13 protein-coding genes, 1 pseudogene and 2 riboswitches are annotated in these 12,379 nt (G+C 50.0%); of the genes and pseudogenes, 3 read left to right on the top strand and 11 right to left on the bottom strand.

Going from position 1 to position 12,379, the window contains the following annotated elements:
* Positions 1–102: 102 nt before the first annotated feature.
* Positions 103–1,251: an alkane 1-monooxygenase gene (locus tag B2R29_RS01790; protein WP_301179518.1), complete on the top strand. Its 1,149-nt coding sequence runs from the start codon at positions 103–105 to the stop codon at positions 1,249–1,251.
* 136 nt (positions 1,252–1,387) lie between these two features.
* The gene (locus tag B2R29_RS01785) at positions 1,388–2,581 is read left to right on the top strand and encodes a DUF3089 domain-containing protein (protein WP_301179517.1); all 1,194 of its coding nucleotides are present in this window, start codon (positions 1,388–1,390) and stop codon (positions 2,579–2,581) included.
* Between the two features lie 22 nt (positions 2,582–2,603).
* On the opposite strand, the gene B2R29_RS01780 is transcribed toward B2R29_RS01785, so the two are convergent.
* From B2R29_RS01780 to B2R29_RS01765, 5 genes are all read right to left on the bottom strand, one after another.
* Complete coding sequence (locus B2R29_RS01780) at positions 2,604–3,374, bottom strand: hypothetical protein (RefSeq protein WP_301179516.1); 771 nt, start codon at positions 3,372–3,374, stop codon at positions 2,604–2,606.
* A gap of 322 nt (positions 3,375–3,696) precedes the next feature.
* On the bottom strand, positions 3,697–4,791 hold the full coding sequence (locus B2R29_RS01775; protein ID WP_301179515.1) for an endonuclease/exonuclease/phosphatase family protein: 1,095 nt from the start codon (positions 4,789–4,791) through the stop codon (positions 3,697–3,699).
* Between the two features lie 129 nt (positions 4,792–4,920).
* On the bottom strand, positions 4,921–5,034 hold the full coding sequence (locus tag B2R29_RS16905) for a contractile injection system tape measure protein (RefSeq protein WP_414716598.1): 114 nt from the start codon (positions 5,032–5,034) through the stop codon (positions 4,921–4,923).
* A 57-nt stretch (positions 5,035–5,091) separates the two neighbouring features.
* Entirely contained in the window at positions 5,092–5,829 is a 738-nt protein-coding gene (locus B2R29_RS01770; RefSeq protein WP_301179514.1) for a dienelactone hydrolase family protein, read from the bottom strand.
* 85 nt (positions 5,830–5,914) lie between these two features.
* Positions 5,915–6,376: a carboxymuconolactone decarboxylase family protein gene (locus B2R29_RS01765; RefSeq protein WP_301179513.1), complete on the bottom strand. Its 462-nt coding sequence runs from the start codon at positions 6,374–6,376 to the stop codon at positions 5,915–5,917.
* Between the two features lie 211 nt (positions 6,377–6,587).
* Between B2R29_RS01765 and B2R29_RS01760 the strand changes: the two genes are divergently transcribed.
* On the top strand, positions 6,588–6,791 hold the full coding sequence (locus B2R29_RS01760) for a hypothetical protein (RefSeq protein WP_301179512.1): 204 nt from the start codon (positions 6,588–6,590) through the stop codon (positions 6,789–6,791).
* Between the two features lie 22 nt (positions 6,792–6,813).
* On the opposite strand, the gene B2R29_RS01755 is transcribed toward B2R29_RS01760, so the two are convergent.
* The 6 genes and pseudogenes from B2R29_RS01755 to B2R29_RS01730 form a co-directional block, all read right to left on the bottom strand.
* Positions 6,814–7,434 (bottom strand): trimeric intracellular cation channel family protein, encoded by a 621-nt coding sequence (locus B2R29_RS01755; RefSeq protein WP_301179511.1) that lies wholly within the window; start codon positions 7,432–7,434, stop codon positions 6,814–6,816.
* Between the two features lie 23 nt (positions 7,435–7,457).
* A riboswitch (glycine riboswitch) is annotated at positions 7,458–7,562 on the bottom strand.
* Position 7,563: 1 nt separating this feature from the next.
* Positions 7,564–7,655: riboswitch (glycine riboswitch) on the bottom strand.
* Positions 7,656–7,711: 56 nt separating this feature from the next.
* Complete coding sequence (locus B2R29_RS01750; protein ID WP_301179510.1) at positions 7,712–8,137, bottom strand: YqaA family protein; 426 nt, start codon at positions 8,135–8,137, stop codon at positions 7,712–7,714.
* Positions 8,134–8,721 (bottom strand): gamma-glutamyl-gamma-aminobutyrate hydrolase family protein, encoded by a 588-nt coding sequence (locus B2R29_RS01745; protein ID WP_301179509.1) that lies wholly within the window; start codon positions 8,719–8,721, stop codon positions 8,134–8,136. Before B2R29_RS01745 ends, B2R29_RS01750 begins: the two co-directional genes overlap by 4 nt.
* Before the next feature lie 81 nt (positions 8,722–8,802).
* Entirely contained in the window at positions 8,803–10,722 is a 1,920-nt protein-coding gene (locus B2R29_RS01740) for an oleate hydratase (RefSeq protein ID WP_301179508.1), read from the bottom strand.
* Between the two features lie 737 nt (positions 10,723–11,459).
* Positions 11,460–12,086, bottom strand: a complete 627-nt coding sequence (locus B2R29_RS01735; RefSeq protein WP_301179507.1) for a transposase — start codon at positions 12,084–12,086, stop codon at positions 11,460–11,462.
* Positions 12,087–12,379 (bottom strand): annotated as a pseudogene (locus tag B2R29_RS01730) (hypothetical protein); the annotation flags it as partial. It abuts the gene before it with no gap.

The raw sequence follows: 12,379 nt of genomic DNA, 5'->3' as shown, positions 1-12,379 counted from the left end.
CTGTCTTTTCCGAACCTGTAACCTGTTCAGATTCGTGTTAGATTGTAGGACAATATAACAATCAAACAACAAAACAAATTATAATCCTGTTATGGAGGCCGTATGACTCAGGCAACAGCACAGACTATCAGCGCTAACGATTGGCGCATGCAACTCAAGAAGTACGGTTATCTGATCGTTTTGATTCCAGCTGTGCTCTTCCCGCTCGCCCTGTTGGGCTGGGAATCAACCGGCAGCCAGCACGACGCATGGTGGTATTTCCCGATTTTCGTTGTGTTTGGCATTATCCCACTGCTCGATCACCTGATTGGTAAAGACCCGTTCAACCCGAACGAAGAAGACGATGTGCCTCGCATGTCGCTGGAGAAATGGTATCCATTCCTGACCATCCTGACCCTCCCGGTTATGGCGGTCACGATAGCTTACGGGGCTTCGCTGTTCGCAAGTACTGAAGTTGGCCTGTTCGGCAAGATTGGTATGGTCATCTCAATGGGTGTGATCACAGGTATCGTCTGCATCAACGTTGGTCACGAGCTGATTCACAAAGACAGCACACTTGAGCAATGGACTGGCGGTCTGCTGCTGGCACTGGTCACCTATGCGGGCTTCAAAGTCGAGCACATCCGTGGCCATCACGTGCATGTTTCTACTCCTGAAGACGCATCTTCGTCACGTTATAACCAGACGCTGTATCAGTTTCTGCCTCACGCGTATTTCCACAACTTCATGAATGCCTGGAGCCTCGAAGCGAAAAAACTGAAGCGCAAAAATCTGCCAGCACTGCACTGGAAGAATGAACTGATCTGGTGGTACGGCATTTCATTGGCAACCATGATCGGCTTTGGTCTGGTATGGGGCTGGATGGGTGCGCTGTTCTTTATCGCGCAGAGCTTCTTCGCGTTCACACTGCTGGAGATCGTGAACTACATCGAACACTACGGCCTGCACCGTCGTAAGCTGGAAAACGGCCGCTATGAGCGCACTACCCCAGCACACTCGTGGAACAGTAACTTCCTGCTGACCAACCTCTTCCTGGTTCAACTGCAGCGTCACTCAGATCACCACGCGAATCCGAAGCGTCGTTATCAGGTGCTGCGCCACTTTGACGAAAGCCCGCAGCTGCCGAGCGGCTATGCAGGCATGGTGGTTCTGGCGGTTATTCCACCACTGTGGTTCAAAGTCATGAATCCACGTGTTGAAGCCTACTATAAAGGCGAAGAACATCAGCTGACTGCTAATCAGCAGGGCTAACAACGCTTTAACCCCCTTGGGGAGCCTCCGGGCTCCCCTTTTTTATACCCGCACCTTTGTGAGCCACTGAGTAACAGGCCGCGACAGACGCCACAGAATCTGTAAAATCCTTCAAAAAAATAATAAAGGATTCATCATGGCCTTCTATCGCCTAGCCATCGCCGCCTTGCTTCTCACCAGCTTTCACAGCTCCAATGCCGCTGAAACCCCGGATTATTCAGACTCCGACAATTGGCTATGCCACCCAGAACAGAGTGACCGGGACAATGTCTGCTTACGCGATCAGGCAGTGATCAGTGTCGCCGCCAATGGCAGCAGTTCAGTAACCCCCGGCTATATTGAGCAGATCCCTGCGGTCGATTGCTTCTACGCCTACCCCACCGCCTCTATGGATGTCACCGCCAACAGCAATATGACGCCCGACGCTCAGGAAAAAGACACCACGACCATACAGTTCGGACGCTATGCTGAAGTCTGCCGAACGTTTGCTCCGGTATACCGTCAGCGCACCCTCACCTACCTCGGTATTGGCGCGCTCGGTGATGGCCTGGTGTCTGAAGAGAACATGGCCAAAGCAAACGAAACGGCCTACCAGGACGTCCGCAATGCGTTCGAGCATTACCTGAACAACGACAGCAATGGACGTGGCTTTATTCTGATTGGCCACTCACAAGGGGCGCGTCTGCTTGCGCGTTTAGTGGAAGAAGAGATTGAAAATAATGAAGTACTCAGCCAGCGACTCGTTTCAGCCCACCTCATAGGTACCAGTATTTCTGTTCCTGTGGGTGAGCAAGTAGGAGGTACTTTCCAACGCACGCCACTGTGCACATCGGCTAATCAATCGGGCTGCGTCGTCGCTTACTCGGCATTCCGCAAAGGCGACCCCGAACTGGCAAATCCGCGCTTTGGTGTCGCATCTGAACCCGGTTATGAAGCGGCATGTACACACCCTGGGGCATTGGCAGGTGGTGCAGAAACACTTCAGGCCCGACTCCCGTTTGATCAGCCTTACGCATTTGATGTACTTCTTAAATTAAAAGGCTCCAGCGGCCCGTACAAAAGTTGGTGGAAAAGCCTGGGAGCAAAACGCCAGGCTGACTATTACGCCGTGCCGGGGCAATTTTCGGGTGAATGTGTAAGGAACAACAACGGCGCTCACTATCTTGAAGTCACCATCGACAGCGACCCAGGCGACCCGAGAGCCGATGACTATCGCGGAGAGCTGATCGTAGTAAAGGGCTGGGGGTTACACCTGATGGACGTGAACCTTGCTCAGGGCGATCTGATCCGTCTCGCGGGAGATCAGATCAACGCATGGATTCAGCGCTGAAAGGCTGGCGCCCGGATTACATTCACCTCTCAGCCTGCACCAGAGCGGGTACGCTGTCATCCCCCATCTGCCAATCCAGATAAGGCTGGTCCACCATGGCGAGGCCCAAAATCGTGCGATCCATATTGGCCGATACCTCAGTGATGAACTGATCAATCGGCCCTTTTTTCGCTTGGTGTGAAATAACCGCGTGCACATCGTAAACTTTGTAAAGCTGACGCTTAATCCCCATCAACCCCAGTTCAAACAACACGGGGTCAGCACCGGAGTCAGCGAAGATAAAACCATCAATACGCCCGCTGTCTACTTTACGCAGAGACCCTTCAATTGAGTGATCCTCACTAATCGGAAAAGGAAACAAGTCAGCATGTCCACCGTAAGTTGCCAGTCGATAGTTCTGAAGGTTGTCGATATCAAGAGTCACTTCACTGCGTGTGTAGAGCACGAAATTGATCGTGAACAGAGTAGAAGACGAGTAACCAAAAGGTAATGCAGTACCTGTGGCTTTACGGTCTTTAATCAGAGGAAAATGAAAATCTGCCTCACCGGACGCTGCCATCATCAGAGAACGTTTGAAGGGGAAGCGCTCAATCGTAATCTGCCGCCCAGATTCTTCACTCCATTGACGGACTACTTCTACGAGCGGATGTTCGGGCCCTTGTCCTGGCGCATCTCCCATATAAGGCACAACGACCTTGAGGGCACGCGAATCATCAGCATTTCCTTGGTCAGTATCCGCATATGCTGATGAATAGCACAAGATCAAGAACAGATAGAGTAAAGCTTTTTTCATCGTTGATTCTCTTATCAGTGTACCAATCCGGTACTGATTGAATCCCTGACATGATGATTTAAGGTTAGTCGCTGAACGCAACCTCCTCAATATAAATGCGCAAAAAGTCTCAGCGCATTGTCAGAATGTGACCGGCATCGCCGGGAACAGAGGATGAACGTACATCAGACTCATCAAACAGTAGAAGAAGCTGTCATTTTCCGATTCATGAATGAGTTGAACCCGCTATGAATGCTTAAAGGCCCGAGCGGTTTGTGTTCTGAAATACTGGACTGGTGGCGCGACAATATCGACAGCCGCTACCGTTTCAAGCGTTGGCATCCTACTGGGCACCTGAGCTCCGTGGATTCGGTACGTCCTGCTTCTCAACATCCTCTTCGGTAACGGCTTCCTCAGCTCGTTCCCTGTCTTCCTGATCTGCCGATTCACTGACCTGCCCTTTTCCTTTCTGAGGCGTGTAATTTAGTGCGGTATACAAGGAAAAGTGATCGGAGCCAATATGAGGTAAACGCTCAAGCTGACTCAAAGTAAAGTGATGGCTATGAAAAACGTGATCCAACGGCCAGCGCAGAAACGGGAAATCGGCATGGAAAGTATTAAATGCTCCGCGGCCGATCCGGGGGTCAAGCAATCCACTGATGTGACGAAACAGACGCGTTGTAGGCGACCATGCGACATCATTCAGGTCGCCGGTAACAATTAATGGTTCACCGGAGTCTGCGATGCTGCGAGCAAGAATTGCCAGTTCGGCGTCGCGTGGTGATGACACCTCACTCTCTGTCGGGCTAGGTGGCTCAGGGTGCATAAAATGCATACGCACTTCGACGCCTGAACGGAGGGTCACGCAGGCATGCATCGACGGAATATCATCTTTCACCAGGTATTCAATCGCACTGTCACTGAGCGGTAAGCGGGAATACAGGTGCATACCGTACAGGTTATCGAGCGGACACTTGAGCGTATGCGGCATCTCATCTTCGAGCACGTCTAGCTGCTGTTCCCACCACTTGTCGGATTCCAACGTCACCAGAATGTCTGGCTTATAGTCACGCACCAGAGAAATCAATTTCGCAGAGTCATGGTTAGGTGTCAGCACATTCGCCGTGATTATGCTCACCTGATTATCCAAACCCTGAATTGTGGTTTTACGCACCTCCTTTTTCCACAGAGGCGTGTACGGCAAAACCCATTTGAGCTGCCAACCTAAGGAAGTAGCAACCATCACGACACACGCCCAGTAAAGACTGTCACCGGAGTTACCGAATAACAGCAGAAGTAAGAGAACGACCACACCAAACGCTGCAATCTGGATACGTGGAAAATCCAGGCCTCTGACGATCCAGTGGGTGAAGCGGGTTTCAGGAAGCACAGTCGTGATAGCGACCAGCAGAGATGCAATGACTAAAACGAAAAACATGACGATGGCTCTGATTTAAGATCCAGTCACTATACCCTGCCTTTCTGGGTGGGAGAATGTCTGAGGACCAACAACAGCGACAACCTCGTTATATCCAGGCAATACAAGCAAGCTCAAATAGCTTGCTTCTCATGTGGGCCAGGTAACATATAAAGGTTTATTCATCCATGGCAGTTTGACGGCAGAATAAGGTAGCGGACAACGCTCCAGTAATACATCATAAGGTCGCTCTTCAACGATCAAACTCTAGCATTCATAGCCCACCAAAGTACTGGCGTAGCTTTCATTTCTCAATAGCGTCTAGATGAGCTTACTCTTAAGCCATTGGCGTATATCCTCAACCACTTCATCTTGGTGACTTACTTCCTGCTCATCGTTAAACGTATGATCGAGATTCTCGTAGGGTATGAAATCGATATTATCTTTCTGAACTTTTCGGAGAGACTCAATCATCTCGTTCACTTCATCTGGCGAAACGGAGGTATCCAGCCCTCCCTGAATCACTAATAAAGGCGTATTCACCGCTTTGAGAACATTCAGCTGGTCTATCGACAACATTTGATGCCACCAGCGATACCCGTGACCACTGACCTCCAGGTCTGATGGTTCACTACTCAGAACATGATTTGAAAACCCCAGAAACCCTTGAGCGGCCTTTGCTGCTTCCTCGCTGCTGGCCGCCCCCGTTCTGATACTATGCAAAACATCGTCAATAAACATTCGGCCACCGCCGTTAAAAGCAACCGTCGCATCAATAGTATTGAGTTCCGCCGCCAGCAAATTCGCCACGAGTGCTCCTTCACTACCTCCCAAAACAATTAATCTCGGGTAGGCGAAATCACTAGGAAGAAAGCGAATACCCGCCAGCTCCGCCCCTGGAGCCATTACAATATCCTCAGATATCTTCTTCGTTGGTAGCATGATGACACCTTCTGGCAGAACTTGATTGCCGATAATCAGTTCGCCAGAAAGATTAAAAATGACACCACTACCTGCATCGGAATACAGCGGCTTCCTAAGTGGAGCAGGCTGAATCACAGAAGCTGACCATATCCCCTGCACACGAGCGGATAGCTGCCCAGAAGGCCTGAACAGCCGAAAGTCTAGAGGTTGTCTGAATGATCTACTGTGGTTTATAGCTACCCACCTCTGGCTTGAAAGTTTTGGCAATTCGGTTCCAACTATTGATGGCATTCACCGCAATAGTTAAATCGACAACAGCTTGCTCGCCCAGCTCATCAATAACCTCTTGATAGATATCATCGCTAACAGGCTTGCCAAACGTCAGGTGCTCAGCCCATTCCAATGCCGCGCGCTCTATTTGAGAATAGAACGGCATGTCCCGCCAGGCATTTAAGCCAAGAATACGCTCGCTGGCTTCGCCCTGACTGAGAGCGTCCTTACTGTGCATATCAATACAGAAGGCACATTGATTGATTTGTGATACCCGCAGTTTAACCAATTCCCAAACGGGTATTGTTAACGTTTCTGAATTACTGAATTGGCCTCTCAGATAGGACTCCTGATTCATCAGGATTTCCATACCTTTGGCGGCCAGGGCGAAGTAGTTTGCGCGTAAAGTCATCTCTCATCTCCTCTTGGGTTGTTGGAGCTACGATAAGATATGACTCAGTGCGGGTATTGAATAAATTCGACACTCATAAAGATACCAATGGGAATCTTCTCTTTATCCTGGCCCACACCTCACTAACGCAGGGAGTGCAGTTTATTCTCCAGCGCCGACCACATCTGTTTTACACTCTGACGCCATTGGTCAACCCCGGACTTCCACGAGTGTGCCCTCTTCTTCAGGCAGTGGCGGCAAGACCATCGGTGTCGTTATCATGCGCGGAGCATTCCGCTCAGCGAAAAGACTGGTGCACCCTCAGGATTTCATTGCCGAGGTGAATCTCGACAAAGTCTCGCCACCCATGCCTGACTGGCTGACACCATGGTCACAAAGCTGCGACGGCCTGAGCCAGCAACTACGGGAAGAGTAAATGATTGCTTTAGCTGGCAGGACTAATCCTGCCAGCGCTCAGGGCTGTATGAAAATACCGGCAGGGATAACTGCCATCGGATAGCGATTAAACGCAATGCCAGGCCACAGCTGAACGCAGCCAGCAAGGTGAGGTCATGATCAAACCCGGCGTCGTGCAGCGTCAGGTACAGCCCTGCAACCAGAAGAGAAACACTCGCGTACAATTCTTTCTGCAACACCTGTGGAGTCTGATTGCAGAGAATATCGCGCAGAATCCCACCAAAAATACCGGTAATGACACCCGACATAATGACCACCGGCAGATCGTAATCCAGAGCCAGCGCAACATTACAGCCAATGATGGTGAAAGCCACCAGCCCCATAGCATCGAGAATCAGAAACAGTTGCTGCAAGCGGTGCATAAAACGCGCGACCACCATGGTTATTAAACCGGCGGTAATCGTCAGATAGATGTAGGAAGGATGTTGGGTCCAGTTAACCGGGAAGTTACCCAGCAACATATCCCGCACAGTACCGCCGCCAAGTGCGGTAATAAAAGCAATCAACACCACGCCAAACATATCCATCTGACGTTTGCCGGCGGCAAGTGCCCCTGACATGGCTTCAGCGGTAATAGCAATAAGATAGACAGTCGTAAGCACACAGAGCTCCAGTGAAAGTCTGTGCCCCTCCCCCTGTCCCCGGTACCTGAGAGTTTGACCGGACACATCGGTATGGCCGGCTTGCTCCTTCGGTGGGTGCCTGAGCACCGCTCTCCAGATGGCAAATGTTTCTGAGTCGCAGTCCTGGGTACCTGAGCGTTTATGGGAGTTTGCGCCTTCGGTGGCCAGCATCTACGCTGGCTCTCTCCTGCGAGGCCAACATTGTAGACAATTGCCATAAGAAACGAAACCAAAGGCTTAGCACGATCGCAGCCGCTTACGCAGTCCATACAGTAAGGTAGGCAACCACGATATAACGCAGCGCTTTGCCAACCCCGACTAGCAAGATGAACCAGGCAAAGCGGACTTTCATGACACCTGCGATTAACGTCAATGCATCGCCACCAATAGGCAACCAGGCGAACAACAGCGACCATTGGCCATAACGTTGATACCACGACTGCGCTTTATCGATTTGCTTGTCCGAAAAGTAGAACCAACGTTTGTGCTTAAACTGCAATATAAACAAGCCCAAGACCCAGTTGACTACCGCACCCAAAGTGTTACCGATCGTCGCTACGGTCACCAACCAGACTGGGTCGCCTCCCTCACGCAGCAATGCATAGAGCAACACCTCTGAGTAAAACGGCAAGATAGTCGCCGCCAGAAACGATGAAGCAAATAACGCAAAGTACGCCGTCATTGTTTGGCTTCGTTTGTGAGGTTTTCGCTATCCATCAGATTGCCGTCAGTATTTTTCTTTGCGTGAGAAAGTAGCCAACGAAAAATGGCAAGCTGACTGGGCAAATAAAAAAGATATTCCGGATGCCACTGCACTCCAAGAATAGGAATATCTTCTGTGCTTTCGATGGCTTGCACTATATTGTCACGATCCCGCGCCACGATTTTTAAGCCCTCGCCCGGTTCATTAACCGCCTGATGGTGCAAACTGTTGACCCAGAGCTTAGAACTCGTAACTCCGGCTCGACCAGACATTTTTTCCAGAGTCGATCCTGGCGTTAAGCTCACACACTTTGTTGGCATCAGGCTCGGGCGGTTGTGGGTGAGCTTACGCATGTCAGTGATATCCTGATGAAGCGATCCACCCAAAACCACATTAATTAACTGAGAACCACGACAAATCCCTAGCAAAGGAATGCTATTGGCCAATGCCTTATTAATCCATTGCATCTCCAGTTTGTCGCGCTCGGGGTCCGTTTTAATTTTGGCTTCAATATCTCCGCCATAGTGTTCTGGCCCGATGTCATTACCGCCGCCAATAATCATGTGCGGCTACTGGACACCCACTTTAATAAGAAGAAAGTACTACGGTGGGTGTCCTATTAGGGTAGGGTAATTCATACCTCACTAACGCAAGGAATGCACTTTATCCTCCAGCTCCGACCACTTCTGTTTTACATTCTGAAGCCATTGATCAAGCTCAGATTTCCACGAGTGAGCATGCTCTTCTTCAGGCAAAGGTGGGAGGATATGAGCAAAATACGTGTTGTCCAATAACCGGTGAAGAATACGTTCTCCCGGAAAAGGTTTTCCGTTATTAAGTGCTCTGGCACCTTTCAGAAGATGACGGATGTCATACTGCGTCGGGCTGATATCAGCAACACGCTTGGGGATCCCCAGCAACTGATAAACGCCAATTCGTGCTGTTCGCACCGAGCTCTCCATCGTAAAAACGACGTCATTGTTCGTCTCTACAAATTGACCAACCAACGCCAGATTACGACAACCATCAGGAACGACGCGTGGACGATCTCCCGCAGCGCGAGGCATGAACTCTGCTGTGATGTATGGCATAAAAGCCGTCCGCACCTTAGTAGACGCCTCAATATCCTGTAACTCATCTTTCAACCCAAGATGATAGCTAAGCTCCTGCAGAATGTCGCGACCGGTACATTCGCGCATCGGTTTACTGACGAAATCACCCGGTACATCAATACGCAGAGCATATACCCAAGCCACTAACACATCTTCTGGTTGGTCACGAAAGTGCGGCTGTCGATTAAGTGTGACGCTCATAACCCAGGCAGAATCGGTAAAGGTGATAATGCCGCCTGTTACAGTACGGCCTGAATATGGGTCATTTACTGAGAGTTCGGCGAATTTCTCTGTCAAAACTGATGGAGAGCAAGTCAGTGTTGCCGAAATCCACGCAGAGCGATCCGTATCACCGACGAACTTATCAGGCTGACCAAATCGCGGCGACCGACGTGCCAGGTTCTGCCACAGCTCCCAGTCGCTTCCTGGCCCAGGCTCATGAACTCCCCGAGCGGAGCGTGCAACCGTATCCATATCACCATAACCCGATCCTTCAGTCATTGATCCGGTCAAAGCAAACACCAGGTCATCATCAGCGACCTCGATACGCTCACCATCTCCATACAACAGGCCGGTAACCGTCAGCTCTTCACCTACCTCACTGAACTCAAGATCACGGATTCGTTCCTGCGTAACAAACTGGACGCCTTTTGCTTTCAGCATAGTTACCAATGGCAGAACAAAGCTCTCGTACTGATTGTATTTAGGGAATACCAGCGCGGACATGTCGTTCAAACCATCAATTGCATCCAGAAAACGATGCATATAGAGCTTCATCTCCAGCAGGCTATGCCAATTCTGAAAGGCAAACATGGAGCGCCAGAAGAACCAGAAGTTCGTCTCAAGAAAGCTCTCTGAGAAATATTGTTCAATGGTGAGATCATTGAGATCTTCTTTACGTTTCAGAAGAAGCTTCAATAACTCCCATTGGTGCTTCTTGCTCAAACCAAAATCACTGAAATCGCGAATCGTGCCGCACTGATGCATCAAGCGCGCTCGAGAATAATTTGGATCAGCATCGTTCAACAGACGGTATTCGTCTAACACGCTGAAACCTTCTGGTAATTCCAGCGCCGGCACCTCCTGAAACATGTCCCAGAAGTTGTCATAATTCCAATTCATTTCACGACCGCCGCGGATAAGATAACCCTCTGCAGCATTACCCGCACCATCCAGTGAACCACCTTCTTTAGGCAAGCTCTCATAGACAGTAATATTAGCAGCGGGCATGTGCCCATCGCGGATCAGGTAAAACGCCGCCGCCATACCTGCAATACCACTACCGATAATATGCGCCCGGCGTTTCTCAACACCGGCGGTTGGTAAAGGCCGGAAACGCATGTAAGGACCCGTCATATCCGGAGGGGGAAGAGTATTACTGGCTGAATTGCTCCAATACCCGGAGGTGGCATCTGCCTCGGTGGTAGCGTTGCGGGGTGTTGAACCTGTCATCTTACTCTGCACCTGCAATAGTGATTTCTCATGCAAGATAGCATGCAGGATGGAATGCTTTATTGACTTCAGTCAGTCGATTGGCCCACTGAGACACATATGTGTTCCGTGAGAGTTACCTCACTTTCACAGCTACTCGCTCTGATATTGCATACCAAGCAGGATGGAGCACTCTGAACTGCCGGATGCATAAATGCTTGAGCAAAGAAAACCCTCCTCTGCGAAGTAACTCAGCAACTCATCCCGTGCAGCTTCATACTCACTCAAGGTAGCTCCCTGACTCTATGTATCGCCTGTAAATCCAACTGCTCCTGTGACTTCACACTCACTGCTGGAATATTCGGTCTGACCGCCGCTTCGGCAATGGCCTGGGCATCCCTTTGATCGTTTTTATGCATCTGAACAAACGGTTTTACGTACGCTGGATGTATCATCCTTTACAGCATGCCCCAAAGATTGAAACTGTCTCGCCCACCAATGTGCGCCAGAGCAGGCTTCTATCGCCACAAGAGCGTTCGGTTGCTGGCGAATGTAATCTAGAGTTCCGGCTACTGGACACCCACTTTAATAAGAATTTAAATGGCAGCTCCCAAATGCGACACGGCATTAGCTCCAACATCATAGATTTTACAAACGGAGTAATGCGTCACTGAGAATCAGCTGGATTTATACCCCTCAATGCACGGAAAAAGCCAGCATCCACTGGCTTGCTCACAAACGAAAGTTATACCGAGAGGTTATCCAAACAGCCTAAGACAATCACTCAAACCTGGAGGTCGTTGATAGTTCAACACATCACAGGCACTGCGCAGCCGTTGTTCATTTCCTGCGAACGTCTTAAAGCACTGCTCAAACTCAGACGCCATTGTCAGCCACTGCGAATCATCAATTCCAAGCCTGGTAAGAATATCCTCAGCGTTCTGAGAAATCGCTCCACGCTTGTCGTCTCTGAGAATACGACCTGTCCAATCAACCAGCTCCAAATAATCCGTCAGACGCATCTGAATCCCCTTCGGTGAATTATGGCGCGGGTTCCCTACAAAAGGATGCAGTTCCTCAACCTGTTCATTCGGGTGATTTGCCTGTGCCATAGCTTTAGCTCTCTCTGCACGCTTCTTGATGGACGTATGCTCCGACTGTTCCGGTGTGTCTGCCATCCCAGCGCGCACCGGATTAAGATCAACATAGGCCATGCAAGCCGCCAGCGCGGCATCATCCAATAAAGCTTGAGATTTAAAACGGCCTTCCCAGAATCTTCCTGAACACTGATCTTCCTGATTCGCTTCACGGGCAATCGCTTCGTTCAGAATCCGCATAAACCAGCTGATATCGCATAAGCGTGAGCGCCACTCTTCTATAATCATCTACAAGCGTGCACGCTGAGCAGAATCCAGTGACTCTCCTTTCAGAAACTTCTGCGAAAATAGATTGCCCTTGAACAGAGAATGCCAACGCTCAACCACCTCTATATCAGTCCATTCATCAGCCTGCTTTTTGTCGATATGCAGGACGACATGATAGTGGTTACTCATGATCGCATAGGCTGCGATATCGATAGCAAACGTCTGTGGCAGAATGAGTAACTTCTCTTCGAGCCAGCCCCGGCGGTGTTCATAGCTCTGACCTGTCGTTGTGGTAGTGTTCAGAATTCTGTGTC

Origin of the sequence: Thalassolituus sp. UBA3500 (assembly GCF_002377545.1) — a bacterium.
Lineage (GTDB): Bacteria > Pseudomonadota > Gammaproteobacteria > Pseudomonadales > Oceanobacteraceae > Thalassolituus.
This window is presented reverse-complemented; position numbering and strand designations above follow the sequence as displayed.

What these genes read in the sequence shown, in the direction of transcription:
- B2R29_RS01765 (WP_301179513.1), bottom strand. Translation starts at nt 6,376, where the DNA reads ATGACTTTACGCGCAAACTACTTCGCCCTGGCCGCCAAAGGTATGGAA.
- B2R29_RS01775 (WP_301179515.1), bottom strand. Translation starts at nt 4,791, where the DNA reads ATGTTTTTCGTTTTAGTCATTGCATCTCTGCTGGTCGCTATCACGACT.
- B2R29_RS01740 (WP_301179508.1), bottom strand. Translation starts at nt 10,722, where the DNA reads ATGACAGGTTCAACACCCCGCAACGCTACCACCGAGGCAGATGCCACC.
- B2R29_RS01750 (WP_301179510.1), bottom strand. Translation starts at nt 8,137, where the DNA reads ATGACGGCGTACTTTGCGTTATTTGCTTCATCGTTTCTGGCGGCGACT.
- B2R29_RS01735 (WP_301179507.1), bottom strand. Translation starts at nt 12,086, where the DNA reads ATGATTATAGAAGAGTGGCGCTCACGCTTATGCGATATCAGCTGGTTT.
- B2R29_RS01780 (WP_301179516.1), bottom strand. Translation starts at nt 3,374, where the DNA reads ATGAAAAAAGCTTTACTCTATCTGTTCTTGATCTTGTGCTATTCATCA.
- B2R29_RS01785 (WP_301179517.1), top strand. Translation starts at nt 1,388, where the DNA reads ATGGCCTTCTATCGCCTAGCCATCGCCGCCTTGCTTCTCACCAGCTTT.
- B2R29_RS01745 (WP_301179509.1), bottom strand. Translation starts at nt 8,721, where the DNA reads ATGATTATTGGCGGCGGTAATGACATCGGGCCAGAACACTATGGCGGA.
- B2R29_RS01790 (WP_301179518.1), top strand. Translation starts at nt 103, where the DNA reads ATGACTCAGGCAACAGCACAGACTATCAGCGCTAACGATTGGCGCATG.